This is a genomic window from Winogradskyella maritima, from assembly GCF_042650215.1.
Classification (GTDB): domain Bacteria; phylum Bacteroidota; class Bacteroidia; order Flavobacteriales; family Flavobacteriaceae; genus Winogradskyella; species Winogradskyella maritima.
On sequence record NZ_JBHSAT010000004.1, the window covers coordinates 477,058 to 492,942 of the forward strand.

16 protein-coding genes and 1 tRNA gene are annotated in these 15,885 nt (G+C 37.3%); 9 read left to right on the forward strand and 8 right to left on the reverse strand.

Features of this window, described 5'->3' with window-relative positions:
- Positions 1-70: 70 nt before the first annotated feature.
- Positions 71-1,675, forward strand: a complete 1,605-nt coding sequence (gltX, locus tag ACFOSX_RS03095) for a glutamate--tRNA ligase (protein WP_386096911.1) — start codon at positions 71-73, stop codon at positions 1,673-1,675.
- Here the strand turns inward: gltX and ACFOSX_RS03100 are convergent.
- On the reverse strand, positions 1,672-2,340 hold the full coding sequence (locus ACFOSX_RS03100; RefSeq protein WP_386096913.1) for a hypothetical protein: 669 nt from the start codon (positions 2,338-2,340) through the stop codon (positions 1,672-1,674). The two genes, gltX and ACFOSX_RS03100, sit on opposite strands and share 4 nt — an antisense overlap.
- Before the next feature lie 133 nt (positions 2,341-2,473).
- Between ACFOSX_RS03100 and ACFOSX_RS03105 the strand changes: the two genes are divergently transcribed.
- Positions 2,474-3,406 carry an SPFH domain-containing protein gene (locus tag ACFOSX_RS03105; protein ID WP_386096915.1) on the forward strand — a complete coding sequence of 311 codons (933 nt, stop codon included), beginning with the start codon at positions 2,474-2,476 and terminating at the stop codon, positions 3,404-3,406.
- Positions 3,407-3,515: 109 nt separating this feature from the next.
- Here the strand turns inward: ACFOSX_RS03105 and ACFOSX_RS03110 are convergent, their stop codons facing one another.
- Both ACFOSX_RS03110 and ACFOSX_RS03115 read right to left on the reverse strand, forming a co-directional pair.
- Positions 3,516-3,998 carry a DUF1761 domain-containing protein gene (locus ACFOSX_RS03110; protein ID WP_386096917.1) on the reverse strand — a complete coding sequence of 161 codons (483 nt, stop codon included), beginning with the start codon at positions 3,996-3,998 and terminating at the stop codon, positions 3,516-3,518.
- Positions 3,999-4,091: 93 nt separating this feature from the next.
- The gene (locus ACFOSX_RS03115) at positions 4,092-6,122 is read right to left on the reverse strand and encodes a glutamine--tRNA ligase/YqeY domain fusion protein (protein WP_386096919.1); all 2,031 of its coding nucleotides are present in this window, start codon (positions 6,120-6,122) and stop codon (positions 4,092-4,094) included.
- A 100-nt stretch (positions 6,123-6,222) separates the two neighbouring features.
- On the opposite strand from ACFOSX_RS03115, the gene ACFOSX_RS03120 reads away from it, so the two are divergent.
- From ACFOSX_RS03120 to ACFOSX_RS03135, 4 genes are all read left to right on the forward strand, one after another.
- A complete protein-coding gene (locus tag ACFOSX_RS03120) occupies positions 6,223-6,423 on the forward strand; it encodes a zinc ribbon domain-containing protein (protein WP_386096920.1) in 201 nt (66 codons plus the stop codon).
- Positions 6,424-6,557: 134 nt separating this feature from the next.
- A complete protein-coding gene (gene folB, locus ACFOSX_RS03125; RefSeq protein WP_386096922.1) occupies positions 6,558-6,926 on the forward strand; it encodes a dihydroneopterin aldolase in 369 nt (122 codons plus the stop codon).
- Between the two features lie 44 nt (positions 6,927-6,970).
- A tRNA-Cys gene (locus ACFOSX_RS03130) sits at positions 6,971-7,041 on the forward strand.
- Between the two features lie 562 nt (positions 7,042-7,603).
- Positions 7,604-8,026: a hypothetical protein gene (locus tag ACFOSX_RS03135; protein WP_386096924.1), complete on the forward strand. Its 423-nt coding sequence runs from the start codon at positions 7,604-7,606 to the stop codon at positions 8,024-8,026.
- Positions 8,027-8,479: 453 nt separating this feature from the next.
- Here ACFOSX_RS03135 and ACFOSX_RS03140 read toward each other — a convergent pair whose 3' ends face one another.
- The 4 genes from ACFOSX_RS03140 to ACFOSX_RS03155 all read right to left on the reverse strand — a co-directional run bounded on the left by ACFOSX_RS03140 (position 8,480) and on the right by ACFOSX_RS03155 (position 12,357).
- Entirely contained in the window at positions 8,480-9,181 is a 702-nt protein-coding gene (locus ACFOSX_RS03140; protein ID WP_386096926.1) for a LysE family translocator, read from the reverse strand.
- 298 nt (positions 9,182-9,479) lie between these two features.
- A complete protein-coding gene (locus ACFOSX_RS03145; protein WP_386096928.1) occupies positions 9,480-9,779 on the reverse strand; it encodes a YbjQ family protein in 300 nt (99 codons plus the stop codon).
- Positions 9,776-10,027, reverse strand: a complete 252-nt coding sequence (locus ACFOSX_RS03150; RefSeq protein ID WP_386096930.1) for a hypothetical protein — start codon at positions 10,025-10,027, stop codon at positions 9,776-9,778. Before ACFOSX_RS03150 ends, ACFOSX_RS03145 begins: the two co-directional genes overlap by 4 nt.
- A 104-nt stretch (positions 10,028-10,131) precedes the next feature.
- Entirely contained in the window at positions 10,132-12,357 is a 2,226-nt protein-coding gene (locus tag ACFOSX_RS03155) for a ribonuclease R family protein (protein WP_386096932.1), read from the reverse strand.
- 664 nt (positions 12,358-13,021) lie between these two features.
- Here ACFOSX_RS03155 and rpiB point away from each other — a divergent pair.
- From rpiB to ACFOSX_RS03170, 3 genes are all read left to right on the forward strand, one after another.
- Positions 13,022-13,456: a ribose 5-phosphate isomerase B gene (gene rpiB, locus ACFOSX_RS03160; RefSeq protein ID WP_386096934.1), complete on the forward strand. Its 435-nt coding sequence runs from the start codon at positions 13,022-13,024 to the stop codon at positions 13,454-13,456.
- A gap of 28 nt (positions 13,457-13,484) precedes the next feature.
- Positions 13,485-14,402, forward strand: coding sequence for a cation diffusion facilitator family transporter (locus ACFOSX_RS03165; protein WP_386096936.1), 918 nt, complete (start codon positions 13,485-13,487; stop codon positions 14,400-14,402).
- Positions 14,403-14,567: 165 nt separating this feature from the next.
- On the forward strand, positions 14,568-15,020 hold the full coding sequence (locus tag ACFOSX_RS03170) for a GNAT family N-acetyltransferase (protein WP_386096938.1): 453 nt from the start codon (positions 14,568-14,570) through the stop codon (positions 15,018-15,020).
- Between the two features lie 15 nt (positions 15,021-15,035).
- Here the strand turns inward: ACFOSX_RS03170 and ACFOSX_RS03175 are convergent, their stop codons facing one another.
- Positions 15,036-15,866, reverse strand: coding sequence for an OmpA family protein (locus ACFOSX_RS03175; RefSeq protein WP_386096940.1), 831 nt, complete (start codon positions 15,864-15,866; stop codon positions 15,036-15,038).
- Between the last annotated feature and the right edge of the window lie 19 nt (positions 15,867-15,885).

Consider the following 15,885-nt stretch of genomic DNA (forward strand, 5'->3'; position numbering starts at 1 on the left):
TTATCTTTGCGGGAGATTCTGAAACAATCTTGATGCTTCGGACCCAGAAACCAAAAATCAGTCATTTTCCATGTCAAAAAACATTCGTGTACGATTTGCGCCAAGTCCAACAGGACCTTTACATATCGGCGGTGTAAGAACCGCTCTATTCAACTATTTATTTGCTAAAAAACACGGTGGGGCTTTTATTTTAAGGATTGAGGATACCGACCAAAATCGCTATGTTGAAGGTGCTGAAGATTATATTGTCAAAGCTTTGGATTGGTGTGGGATGACTTTTGAAGAATCACCTGAAAAAGGAGGCCAATACGGTCCTTACCGTCAAAGTGAGCGAAAGCATTTATATAAAGCCTACGCCGATGAATTGGTTGCTTCAGGGAGAGCGTATTACGCCTTTGACACTTCTGAAGCTTTAGGCGCAGAACGAAAAAACCACGAAGCCGAAGGGAAAACCTTTATCTATAATTGGCATAATCGTGAGAAAGGACGGCTGGTCAATTCTTTGGTGCTTTCAGAAGACGAAACACAAGTAAAATTGGATGCTGGCGAAGATTATGTCATTCGTTTTAAGTCCCCTCAAGACGAAACACTTCAGTTAAAGGATATTATCCGTGGAGACATCAGTATAGACACCAATATTTTGGACGACAAGGTGCTGTTTAAAAGTGACGGTATGCCAACTTATCATTTGGCCAACATTGTGGACGACCATTTAATGGAAATCACGCATGTCATTCGTGGTGAAGAGTGGTTGCCAAGTTTGGCCCTGCACCAACAACTATATGATGCCTTTGGTTGGCAAGCTCCTGAATTTGCGCATTTACCACTCATCCTTAAACCAACCGGAAAAGGAAAGCTCAGTAAACGTGATGGCGACAAATTAGGTTTCCCAGTATTTCCTTTAGAATGGAAAGACCCTAAAACGGGTGATATTGCCCGTGGTTATAAAGAGGATGGTTACTTCTCGGGTGCTGTAGTGAATTTCTTGGCCTTTTTGGGCTGGAATCCAGGAACTGAACAAGAGTTGTTCTCTATGGAGGAATTAATCAATGCCTTCGATTTAAACCGTGTGAATAAAGCTGGTGCACGCTTCGACCCTGATAAAACTAAGTGGTTTAACCACCAATACATGCAACAGCAGTTGGATTTGGAATTGGCTAAGGCGTTTCAACCTATTTTAAATCAAAAATTAAACGTTATTGCGAGTAGAACGAAGCAATCTGTTTCTAATGATGAGATTGCCACGTCACGCGAAAATGGCGTGACTCGCAATGACAGTGCTATTGACATTAATTACGTTTCTTTGGTTGTTGAGCTAATAAAAGAACGTGCCACCTTTGTCAGTGACTTTTGGGATTTAAGCCATTTCTTTTTTGAAGCGCCTTCAACTTATGATGAAAAAGCGTTCAAAAAAGCCATAAAAGAAGATACACTTGATCTTTTATCAACTGTAAAAAACTTAATTTCTGAAGTTGATGATTTTACCGTAGAAGCCCTTCAAACTAAAATAAAAGGCTGGATAACGGATAATGGTATTGGCTTCGGAAAAGTAATGATGCCATTACGAATCGCCCTAGTTGGCGCCTTACAAGGTCCGGATGTGTTTGATATTATGTATTTAATCGGAAAGGCAGAAGCCCTAAAACGATTGGATGCGCTTTTGGCTAAACTCTAAAAGGAGACCATAAGGGAGAAGACCAACATACTGATATTCCCTTTAAAATTGTTGTCGTTCTCAACATTCAAATCCTGCTTATTCAGTTTATTTAGAGTGTTGGTAAAGCCGTAAATATACTGGGCACGAACCTTAAAATTGTCGATCCCCGCGGTAAGACCAACAGTTCCGTTGATGTTAAATTGGTTAATGTCCAAAATATCATCGGCGCGCAATGCCGTGTAGCCGTCAATAATATAGCTTTCCTGGCTTTCGTCCACCAATTGCATATTTCCGTTGTACTGAATCATAGGGCCTAAGTCCGCGGTCAAGTATTTTCCAGCTAGTTTCACATGCATCACAAGTGCGGCCTGGGCCATAAAAAGTTTGTACTCTACAAATTCTGAAGGTCCAATAGCAGGGGTTGCCGCGACATCAAACTTGTTTTCGGACAACTGAATGTTATAGCTCAAATTATAAAACTTGTGGGGTAAATCAACGGTTGCCGCCATACCGCCTAAAAAGCCATTATTGCTTTGGGTGGTGAAATTATCCGTCTTTAAATCAAACTGGGTTAAACCCCCGTAAATACCAATGCCGTTCTGGATATTATAGCGCTGTGCGTGGCTTGTTGTAACAAAAAGACTAGTTAGTGCTACTAATAAATAAAGTTGCTTAAGTTTCATCGGTTGTGCTTTGAGTCGAAAACAAACCTAAGTAAAAAAAATTAATCGGGTTAACACGATTGGTTTTTCGTCGAGAAACCTAAATAATAGCGTAACTTTATAACTCAATTTATAACCATTAATTCTAACATTTATGCCGTATTTGTATATCCCTTTTGTGTTTCTTGGAATAATCATTCTACTGTCTTCCTTTTTTATAGTTAAACAACAGAGCGCGGCCATTATTGAGCGCTTTGGAAGATTCCATAGTATAAGGCAATCTGGGCTTCAGATGAAGATTCCATTAATTGACCGTGTAGCAGGCCGTTTAAGCCTTAAGATCCAGCAATTGGATGTTATTATTGAAACCAAAACCCTAGATGATGTGTTTGTACGCCTTAAAGTTTCCGTGCAATACAAAGTCATTAAAGAAAAAGTTTATGACGCTTTTTATAAGCTCGATTATCCGCACGACCAGATTACTTCTTATGTTTTTGATGTGGTCCGTGCCGAAGTCCCAAAAATGAAATTGGATGATGTCTTTGTGAAAAAAGATGACATCGCTTTAGCGGTTAAAGCTGAATTGAATGACGCTATGTCTGACTATGGTTTTGACATCATTAAAACATTGGTAACAGATATAGATCCAGATGCTCAGGTAAAACAAGCCATGAACAGAATTAATGCTTCTGAGCGTGAAAAAATCGCCGCTCAGTTTGAAGGTGATGCTCAACGTATTCTTATTGTTGAAAAAGCTAAAGCCGAAGCTGAAAGCAAGCGCTTACAGGGACAAGGTATTGCCGACCAGCGTCGTGAAATTGCTCGTGGTTTAGAGGAGTCTGTAGAAGTTCTAAACCGTGTCGGTATCAACTCTCAGGAAGCTTCTGCCCTTATCGTTGTAACCCAACATTATGACACGTTGCAGTCGCTCGGTGAAGAAACTAATAGCAATCTTATTTTATTACCAAACGCTCCACAAGCCGGAAGCAACATGTTGAATGAAATGGTCGCTAGTTTTACGGCAAGTAATCAAATTGGTGAAGCCATGAAAGAAGCGAAGAAGAAAAACGGAAACAAAGATTCTTAACTTTTCTAAAATAAAAAACTTATAGATTTTAAGTTCTGTGATTTTTATTCAAAATTAAAGCCCGAAAAACATATTGGTTTTCGGGCTTTTATAATTCTATCCTTTAGAACTACACCCAACCGCCAACAATAGCGCCCATAATGGCTAGGCTTAACGTCCAGTAACCTACATTTATAAAAATGTGTTTCCAGCTTTGGCGTTCAAACAATCCGTTGATGGCAAATAGTGGTAATACCATAAAAATACCGGCCATAGCGCCATGCAATGCACCATGTTTAAAGGTTCTATATGCATTTCCGTAATCCGCTAAGAAAGCTTCATATGAGGGCTTAGCCAACTCTACTTCCGCCCCGACCATACCTAAAGCACCTAATTGGTGTATGACCAAAAACTGTGTAAAAAACGCTAATAAAAGAGACATTAAAATAGAAACTCCAAAAATAACGGCCATATTACCGCCTTTCATTTTTTCTTCGGTCATACCCGATTCGCGCATCCAAGCATTCCCAAAAAGCATGGGATTATACCATAAAAAACCTAAAACAATAGGTACAATTGCGGCAACCAAAATTGCCATAACATTAATTTCCATGTGACTTTATTTATTAGTTAGTATGAAATAAATGTACAAAAAACCCTGTAATAGTGTTAATTACAGGGTCCAATTTTGATATTCTAAAAGTGTTCAAATAGCTTTTGCTTCTTCAGAAAGCAAGACGTTTTCATCTAAAACCACATCGTTTATAAACGCGTTGATTTTGTCATTTCGCTCCAGTCCATTTTTAAGCAATACTTTCAGGGTTAAAAGCGTAGCGATACGTGTACCTGATTTTTTGGCTGATGTTCCAAATAAGGGCTCTAAATCTTCGTAAGAGACTTTTTCTGCTAATCCTAAAATGTCTGATTTGGTTTTTTCGCGTTTAGCATCGGGTAGGTTTGTATACTTTTTTCCCAATTGTTTGATAACTTCTATAGCAGGGCGCTCTTTTTGAGACTGTTGTTTTTGCTGTTGCTGTTGTTGGGGTTTTGGCTTTTGCTTGGCCCAACTATCACGCAAACCAACAGTTTTATTGAATACTAAGTTTTCGGCTGTGGAGTCGTCATCAACATTATAATAACCTAAACGTTGAAACTGAAACCGCTCCCCTACCTTTGCTTCTTTTAAACTCGGTTCCACATAACCCGTGGATACTTTTAGCGAATTAGGATTAATGAACTCCATAAAATCTTTATCCTTATGGCTGTCTGGCGCTTCGTCCATAAACAATCTATCGTAACTTCTAATTTCTGCGGGAATCGCATGAGTCACAGACACCCAATGCAAAGTTCCTTTGACTTTACGTTTACTGGCTTCCGTACCGCTACCGCTTAAGGTTTCTGGGTCGTAAGTACAATGAATTTCAGAAATTAAGCCATAGGCATCTTTTACCACGCTTTCTGCTTTGATGAAATACGCATTTTTCAATCGGACTTCCTGGCCTAAAGTTAATCTGAAAAACTTGTTCCCAGCTTCTTCCTTAAAGTCTTCGCGTTCAATATAAAGTTCTCTTGAAAACGGTACTTTTCGATATCCAGCAGAATCATCTTCGGGATTATTCTCAGCGTCCAACCATTCTTCTTTTCCTTCAGGATAATTGGTAATAATCACTTTTACAGGATTAACCACAGCCATCACGCGTTCCGCCGTTTTATTTAAATCTTCACGGATACAGAATTCCAATAAGGATACATCGATAACATTTTCGCGCTTAGCAACCCCTACTTTATCAATAAACATTCGGATGGATGCTGGTGTATAGCCACGTCTTCTTAAGCCCGAAATCGTTGGCATCCTTGGGTCATCCCAGCCTGTTACAATACCTTCTTCCACTAAACGCAATAGTTTCCGTTTGCTCATTATGGTGTAACTTAAATTTAAACGTGCAAACTCGCGTTGTTTGGGTAGCATCGGAAGTTTATCCTTGGCATAATCGTAAACATTTTCCTTAAACCAATCGTAGAGCTTACGGTGTGGCTTAAACTCCAATGAACATAAGGAATGTGAAATCTGCTCAATGTAATCGCTTTCGCCGTGCGTCCAATCGTACATAGGATAAATGCACCACTCATCACCCGTTCTGTGATGATGCGCATAGAGAATGCGGTACATAATTGGGTCACGCATCAGCATATTAGGGTCTTCCATATCTATTTTAGCCCGAAGCACATGCTCGCCTTGCTTAAACCTTCCCTCCTTCATGCCTTGAAAAAGCTCAAGATTTTCTTCAATAGTTCTATCTCTGTATGGCGAATTGGTCCCGACTTGTGTCGGCGTTCCTTTTTGTTCGGCCATCGCCTCAGAAGGTTGGCTGTCGACATAGGCCAAACCTTCTTTTATCATTAAAACCGCCCAATCATAAAGCGTTTGAAAGTAATCTGAAGAATACAATTCATTCGCCCATTCATAGCCCAACCACGCAATATCGCGCTTAATAGCATCCACATATTCTTGCTCTTCCTTGGCGGGATTGGTATCATCAAACCGAAGATTCACTGGGGCATCATACTTCTCACCTAGCCCGAAACTAATCCCAATAGCCTTGGTGTGACCAATATGTAAATAACCGTTGGGCTCTGGTGGAAATCGGAAGCGGAGCTTATCCTTTTCCAATCCATTTTGAAGGTCTTCTTCTATGATATGCTCAATAAAATTGAGTGATTTTGTATCGTCTGACATGGTATGTTTACTGCATTTTATAGCGCTGTAAAATTACGTAAAATTGTAACATTTACAGTGTTTTCACTACCTATAGATTGAATATAAAACCATACAACTGATGAATTATCAATGCCCAAAATGCAGTAATACCACTTATGAAGTTGGACAAATGCGAGCTACCGGAGGTACATTATCTAAGATTTTTGATGTTCAGAATAAAAAATTTACGTCGGTGACCTGTAAAAAATGCACCTATACTGAATTTTATAAAACGAAAACGAGCGCTATTAGTAACGTCTTTGATTTTTTTACGAGTTAAAATAAAATTCAAGTATCTGTCTTCTCGAGCGGAGTTGAGAGGTTTTGGTTAAATTTTTTTAGGTCTCGACTCCGCTCGACCCGACAGTGGTTTTATCTCTTTAATAAAAGTGAATTAAAAACTACCTTTGCTAAATGGGACAGATTAAACTCGAAAACATTAGGGTATTTGCTAATCATGGCTGTTTACCTGAAGAAACCAAAATAGGAAGCGACTACCGTGTGGACTTAAAAGTGACTACCGATTTAAAGCCTTCGGCCTTGTCCGATGCTCTCAATGATACTGTCGATTACGTCTTTCTAAATAAGGTTGTCCGTGATGAAATGGCTATTCCTGCAAAACTGCTGGAAACTGTAGCCCAACGTATTTTAGATAACGTGATGAATGGCGCACCAACTGTATCTAAAGCTTCGATTTGGGTTAGTAAAATAAATCCGCCAATTGGTGGCGATGTGGCACAAGTTACCATTAAAATGACTCAATCTCGAAAAAACAATAGCTAAGGCGTGTAAAAACTATATAATTTTTATATTTGCCCAAGCAATACGGTGTCGTGGCCGAGTGGCTAGGCAGTGGTCTGCAACACCATCTACAGCGGTTCGAATCCGCTCGACACCTCAAGAGAGAGATACTGAAAAGTATCTCTTTTTTATTTATAATTTTTATAAAAATTAATTAAAACATACACACCATCTACAGCGATTCTCCCGATTACTATCGGGGGCGCGACACCTCAAGAGAGATACTGAAAAGCATTTCTTTTTTTATTTTTAAATTTTGGAAAAATTTAGATTAAGACAAGTGGTTCGAATCCTATTGAAACTCTGAACCCTCTAGGTTTACTTATGTATATTTAATTCTAATTTTTAGAAATAATAATTAAAAATACCAGCACCATCTACTGCGGTTCTCCCGATTGCTATCGGGAGCGCAACACCTCAAGAGAGATACTGAAAAGTATCTCTTTTTTATTTATACTTTTTATAAAAAATTAATTAAATATTTCAACACCATCTACTGCGATTCTCCCGATTACTATCGGGGGCGCGAAACCTCAAGTTAAAAGATATCTTTAGTCATACACGAAGGACTTTTTTGTTTTTAAATTTTAAGAAAATTTAGATTTATACCTCAATTAATAATCTATTCATAAATTAGTATCAATCCCTTAGCTTGTACAATGAAAAACTTTGTAAAAACTATACTTCTGTCTTTAATCTTAACTTCTTGTGGTCAAGAGATAGACCTTGATAAAGAAAATAAAACTGAGTTAGGTTTTAATCAACTACCAGAAGAATTAAAAGAAATTTATAGTACAAAATTTAGTCTAAGACGCGATACAGTTGACTACTATATTTATTCGCTTGACACCGATTATGAACTATCACATTATTGGTCTGGAATGAACAATGACCTTATTTCAAAAGGCTTTAATCATCATTTTACCATTAATCAAAAAGAATTCAAATTAGGAGCTAATCAAGGAGACCCTTTTGTATTGAAGGATAAAAAGCTCTATTACACAACCGAATTAAACTTGGATTCTATAAATTTTACTAATGCAACATATATTGTAATCGACTTAAAGAATCATTTAGAGTAGACTTTAAATTAATCTCGAATATTTGGAACAGCATAACAAGTGTTGTAAATATTAAAACAAAAAGTCATTACGAGGACCCCGACACTTCGGGGGACGTAGTAATCTGTTAGATAGTATCTTGAATTCAAAAGATTGCCACATCACGCTTTGGCGCGATTCGCAATGACATATTTTTAATACTCGAAAATACAAATTGAAACGTCATTACGAGGACGCCGACACTTCGGGGAACGTGGTAATCTGTTAGATAGTATCTTGAATTCAAAAGATTGCCACATCACGCTTTAACGCGATTCGCAATGACATATTTTTAATACTAATAAACATAAATTGGAACGCCATTACGAGGAGTATAGCGACGTGGTAATCTCTTCAAATAAGTAACTTATAGTCTAAAGATTGCCACAACCGACGATAAATGTCGGTTTCGCAATGACTAAAATAAATTAGGTTTTAACGCACCTCAACAGAATCCTTTGGTAATGGGTTTATGCGGTCTATTTGTTCCTTGCTTTTCTCGTAGATTTCTGGAAAGAGGCCTTCGGTCAATAGGATAACACCGAATATCAATATAGCGATAGACACTATTTTTTTAGTTTTAAAAATGCGTCTCGGCGTAAGTTTACTTCTCAAGCGTTTTGCTAGAGCAATTTTAATCAAATCACATACAAAATAGGTAACTAGCATGGATATGATGAAAATCAATACACCATTTTCAGAAGATGTTAAAGACGTTCCGATAACAATAAAACCAAGCCATCCAAGAAGAACACCGATATTAATGAAGTTTAATAAAAAGCCTTTAATAAATAACTTTCCGTAATCTTTTTGAAGTTCAACTTTGTGATATTCTCTGACAATTGCTCGGAAGGATTTACGGGTTTTAATAAAGGATATCAAGCCATAGACAATCAGCAACATGCCTCCAAAAATGAGGAAACTAGGGTCGTCCTTCACTTTATCAATAATACTATTGGTGCTGTAAAAGGCAACGGCTATAAAGATAATATCAGCCAAAATCACACCTAAATCAAAAATAACAGCTGATGTAAATCCTTTGGTGGCGCTGGTTTCTAACAATACAAAAAATACCGGCCCAATAGTGAAGGCAAGAATTATCCCGAAGGGAATGGCCGATAAAATATCATCTAACATGTAAGAAAAGCGGTTTCAAACAAATGTAAGAAAAGTGTGAGGATAACGGAAAACACCGTCTATTTAAAAACGATGATTCTTCGACTGAACATCCATTTCATGTGGTATTCAGTGCCCGATTGTTTTTTTACAACTTGTCGTTTTGGTGTAAATACAAAAGCACTGAACACAATCATTAAAGTTCGGATTAGGTCCATCTCAGCTGGAACATGTTTTTCTAAAATCAAGCTAAAAACTACAAGGCTAATTGCAAAACTAACAATACTTAAGACAATAGATTTTGAATTTGCCGTCATCCCTACACTTGCACTTTTACTGCTGTTCCTGTAACCGACGCTGTTATAGAGCCTGACGTTGATATTTCTACATCAACTGAAATCCCAACAACGGCATTAGCCTTAAGTTCTGAAGCGTGTTGCTTTAGTTCTTGAAAGGCTTGCTCCTTCAATACCTTTACCTCGTCAGACAAGGCGGAATAAAACTTTTTCATATTGAAGGTCATGGCACCTTTCTGATAGTTCATGCTTACGCCTGAAACAATCCCTAAATAGTCGATGATAGGATGGCCTTCAATTGAATTGGTCGTTGTTAAAATCATAAAGACTTCGCTTTTAAATGCGCTTGCCAAAGCTCGTGTGGATTATTAACGGATAGTTCCGTATGTCCACAAGAGCCACAGATGTCTGCTTTTAACTGGCCTCTTTCAAATTTATTAAAAAAGGTTTTATCCGTAGTTTTAATTCTAACAGATAGGTCTTTTTGAGCGTTTCCATGACCAAAATCCACAATTTTGGTATTGTGAATGATTTTATTGGAACCACATTTTGAACAGGTTTCGGATTTCATATCTGATGGTTTTAATGATTAGTAGGGAAATCACCTCACCTGTTACATATTTGATTTAAAAGATTTTGAATCAATCCAGATACTTCGGGACAGAATGATAAAAATTATGGCTTTCCAATTAAATGAAAATCGAGATGTTTTTTGACTAAATCGGTATCCTTCACTTTAACCAAAACCTCATCACCCAACTGATACATTTTGTTGGATTTTTTTCCAATCAAAGCATAATGGTCTTCATCAAAATAGTAATGGTCGTCCTTCATATCCCTAACACTGACCATACCTTCGCATTTATTCGAAATGATTTCCACATAAATTCCCCAATCGGTAACACCTGAAATAACACCCAAAAATTCTTCGTCTTCATGGTCTTGCATAAAGCGAATTTGCATGTATTTAATAGAATCACGCTCAGCTTTGGTCGCTAAATATTCCATGTTACTGGAGTGTTGGCATTTAACTTCGTATTCTTCTTCATTCGCAGACTTTCCACCATCTAAATAACGTTGTAATAAACGATGCGCCATCACATCCGGGTAACGACGAATTGGTGAGGTAAAATGGCTATAATAATCGAAGGCTAAACCGTAATGTCCAATATTGTTAGTCGTGTATTCTGCCTTACTCATTGTTCGGATGGTTAAAGTATCCACCAAGTTTTGCTCTTTTTTTCCTTGAACATCCTTTAATAAGTTATTCAAAGAGTTTGAGACGGAGTTTCTATCCTTAAAGTTGAGCTTATACCCAAATCGACTGACAACGTTCTGTAGAGACGCTAATTTGGCTTCGTCTGGCTCATCGTGCACTCGGTAGATAAATGTTTTCTTTGGATTTTGCTTCCCGACAAATTCTGATACTTTTCGATTGGCCAATAACATGAATTCTTCAATCAATTTATTAGCATCCTTACTGGTTTTGAAAAACACACCTACTGGATTGGCCTCTTCATCCAAATCGAATTTAACTTCAACCTTATCGAACGAAATGGCTCCAGAACGCATGCGCTTACTTCGCATTTTTTTGGCGAGTCGGTCTAGGACCATGACGGCTTCTGCGATTTCTGGTGTGGTTTTATAGAGTTTTCCAGTTAGGGAGACTTCGGCGGGAATTGACGTTTCAAGTGATGAGATTCCTGCCTTTGCAGGAATGACAAACTTGGGGTTATTCTCTATTATCGCTTGTGCTTCTTCGTAGGCAAATCGCGCATCAGAATAGGTTACAGTTCTACCAAACCATTGATGTTTAATTTCGCACTTATCATTCATTTTAAAGACAGCAGAGAAGGTATATTTCTCTTCGTGAGGTCTTAAGGAACAAGCGCCGTTAGATAAAATTTCTGGCAACATTGGTACAACTCTATCGACTAAATATACCGACGTGGCACGCTCATAAGCTTCATCATCTAAAACCGTATCAGGTTGTAAATAGTGAGATACATCGGCGATATGGATTCCTATTTCGTAAAGGCCATTTTCCAAGACTTTAAATGATAAAGCATCATCAAAATCCTTGGCGTCTTTTGGGTCGATGGTGAAGGTTAAATCCTTTCGCATGTCACGTCGCTTAGCGATTTCTTCAGAAGTTATCGACGTATCTAATTGATTGGCAAACTCTTCAACCTCATGAGGAAACTCTGCTGGTAAGCCGTAGTCCGCCAATATTGCATGGATTTCCGTACTGTGTTCACCTGGTTTTCCAAGAATTTTAGTCACTTTTCCGTAAGGTGAATCGGCTTTTTCTGGCCAATCTTCCAAAGTGACTAGGACTTTATCACCGTCTTCAGCTTTTAAGGTTTTGTTGATGGGTACAAAAATATCGGTATGCATCTTCGTGTTATCCACAACCACAAAAGCATAGCTTTTATGAATTTGAATCACGCCAACATAATCGCTCTTTGCTCGTTTTAAGATTTTAGTTACTTCACCTTCGAGCTTACCGCGTTTTCGCCTTTTGTAGGCATAAAATTCTACTTCATCACCGTGAAGCGCTTTGTTCATATTATTGGAAGTGATGTAAACATCATCTTCAAAATCATCGGAAATAATATAGCCCGAACCACGGGATGCCATATCTACTCTACCAGTGTAATATTCTGCAGTAACAATGGCTTTGTATTTACCGCGCTCTACTTCTTCAATCTCTTGCTTTGCCTTTAAACGCTGGAGTGTTTTAATTATCTGATTGCGACTGCTCGCATCATTAACGCCTAATTTTGAAGCAATTTGTTTATAGTTGAAGCTTTGGTTTCGTTCTTGTTTTAGTAGGCTTAAAATAGTATTGGTAAGGTTAGAAATCTTGTTTGGTGATTTCTTTTTTTTCTTTCTTGTCATGTGTATTTGTAATCATTCATCATCCTGTTTTCTATAAGTTTAAATGCAACAGGAATTCATTTAATCGACTCAGTAAAAGTGAAGTCTGTACTACTGAGTACTCTACAAATTTACGTTTAATAAATTTAAGAGCATCATTTCAAGGTTAAATTCAGATTAAAAAACAGTTATCCACATTTATAACATATATATCTTTTTTCTTTTTAAAATTTAAAATAAAAATGATGGTTATTATAGTCTGTTCATAACAGGGATAACTTTTTTAGGAAGGGCTTGTGGATATGACTTAGCTGTTTCTATCAACAGGTTATACACTTTTTAAATCCTTTGTTTTAAATGGATTACGTAGTTCTACACACAGGTGTTGATAACCTGAATTAACGACTAAATTTTAATAAGTAAATCTGAATTTTGTGTTAGTAGCTTCTACATTTGGTCTGAAAACTTATCCAGAAAAAGAGACTAACTTTTTTGGTGGTCTGATTGTTATTTTGGTTTGGAAAATTTTATGGATAAATCTAATTTTTCTTCTCAGAAGTTGTGAACAGATATTAACAAGTGATGAGTAGGCTTACTAACGGGTTTAAATATTTGTAACTTTACAAAGTGTAAATAATAGAAATAAGATTTCCGCTATTACGGAAGCAATTAAAAAACTAAATAGATGACTATCTCCATCGGAAACGACCACGCCGGACCAGACTATAAACAAGCTATTGTAAATCATCTCGAAGCTAAAGGCATCACGGTTAACAACTACGGTACCGACACTTTAGATAGTGTAGATTATCCTGATTTTGTACATCCTGTAGCCAAGGATGTTAATGATGGGAGAGTCAATTTTGGCATATTAATCTGCGGGAGTGCCAACGGTGTGGCTATGACAGCAAATAAATATCCTAATGTACGTGCTGGTATTTGTTGGATGAATGAAATCACAGAGCTTACGAGACAGCATAATAATGCAAATATAATTTGTATCCCGGCCCGATATACGGCAATTCCGCAAGCTATAAAGATGGTAGATACGTTTTTGAATACTCAATTTGAAGGCGGACGCCACCAAAAGCGTGTGGATAAGATTCCGATGTCTTGTTAATTTTTAGAAACTAACTAAACTATAAGTATTGGGCCATAACCATTCACATCATCACCATCATTCCCATAAAAATGTGAACGGGCGGAATCTGCTGATTTCTATATTTCTGAATATTCTAATTACGGTTGCTCAAGTTATTGGTGGTATAATTTCGGGGAGTTTAGCTTTATTGAGTGATGCGCTTCATAATTTTAGTGATGTACTCTCATTGATTGTTAGTTACATCGCTAATAAACTAGCGGGAAAAGAAGCTTCATTTCGTAAAACCTTTGGTTATAAACGAGCCGAAATCTTGGCCGCTTTTATCAATGCATCGACCTTAATAATTGTTGCTGTACTATTGATTGTAGAAGCGATTGAACGTTTTCAAAATCCACCAAAAATTGAATCTGGTTTAGTGATTTGGTTGTCTATTATTGCCATAGCGGGTAACGGATTTAGCGTCTTGTTATTAAAGGCGAATGCCAACGATAACATGAATATGAAAAGTGCATATCTACATTTACTAACAGATATGATGGCAAGCGTCGCGGTATTAATTGGAGGTTTAATTATGAAGTATTATCAAATCTATTGGGTAGACGCCGGACTGACTTTAGCCATTGCACTTTACCTAATAGTAATGGGTTATGGGTTGTTACGCGATTCTTACCGTGTGCTGATGCTCTTTACGCCCGAAGATTTAAATCTCGAAGAGGTTGTTGCTGATATTCAAACCGTTGAAAAGGTGGCTAATGTTCATCATGTTCATATTTGGCAATTGAATGAAGAGGAAATTCATTTTGAAGCACATATCGATTTCACGGAAGACATTTCCCTATCAGAGTTTGATATGATTCTAAATAAAATTGAAGACCTCATTTTCCATAAGTACGACATTAACCACATTAACATTCAACCCGAGTTTAATAAGGATGATGCTAAGGATGTGATAGTTCAGGATTAAAACACTTATAATTAACTTCGCTTGGTATTTTAGTTAAAAGCATTCACTTTATTTTCAATTCTCTTCAAGAATACATTAGTAATAATTGTAACTCGTGGATTGTCCCCTTGAGGGGACTTTAGGGGTGTAAAAAAATCATTGTATTTTTACTTTGAAATTATCCTTATGCTCACTATAACCACAAAACCCTTTAAAGCCTTAACTACACAGGAACTTTACGACTTACTTCAACTCCGCTCAGAAGTCTTTGTTGTAGAACAAGATTGCGTCTATCAAGATTTAGATGGAAAAGACCGTAAAGCACTGCACGTCCTAGGTTATAAAGACAGTGAACTTGTAGCTTACACACGATTATTTAATGCAGGCGATTATTTTGAAGAAGCCAGTATCGGTAGAGTAGTGGTGCGCCAAACGGAACGCCAACACAAATACGGTTATGATATCATGAAGGCTTCAATCGACGCCATTAAGTTGAATCACAATACTAGCGTTATCCGAATTTCAGCACAATGCTATCTTATAAAATTCTACAATAATCTAGGCTTTGAAGAAGTAGGAGAGGAGTACTTAGAGGATGGTATTCCACATGTTAATATGGTATTTAACGGATTAAACTAAAATAATATATTTAGTCTATTTTTTATTAATGCCAGTAACTCGTATTTCTACGCGTCGATCTAATTCTGGCCGACCTCCAAGAGGATAACGCCTTCTTAAACCAATAAACTTCATCCTGTCTGGATCAATTCCTTTGTCCACCAAATAATTATAAACATAACGAGCTCTGGCGTGAGAAAGATTTCTTATTTCAGTTTTTCTATCTATAGCATCTCGTTCTCCGCTCGTACAACAAACATGACCCTCTATACTAAAGCGAATTTCTTTCCGCTCAATCAATATTTCTGCAATGTCATCCAAAACTGGCTTAGAACGCTCCATGAGATAACTGTAACCGGTTTGGAAAAGTAGATTTTCAATTAAAATCTTATCACCAACTTCTAAATTTCCCCTGAGTCTATCGGTTGTTGTATTACGTTTCTCGACTTTAGGTCGCGGTGGAAAAACGGGCTTAACTATAATTTCTACTTTACGGTTTAAGCCTCTAATTTTATTGATTTCATCTTCTTTGACTATATTTAAAAGTATTTCGCCCCTACCATCAGTATTAGTAATTAAGGATTCATTAATCTCATTATTGGTAAATACTTCCTTTATGGCATCCGCTCTTTTTTGGGAGAGTTTCAAATTGTAAGAATCACTTCCACGGTCATCACAAAAACCATAAATCGAAATTTTTTCAATATCCTGAATCGCTTCAATCTCTTGTAAAAACTGTAGTAATCGGTACTGTTCGGTTTCAGGAATATCGTACTTATCCGTTTCAAAATAAACGACATGTTTCATCTCCTGTTGGGCAACGGAGAGTTGAAAAAAGCAAAGAAAACCAAGTAGCAACGATTTCATGCTTTTAGCTTTAGGGTTA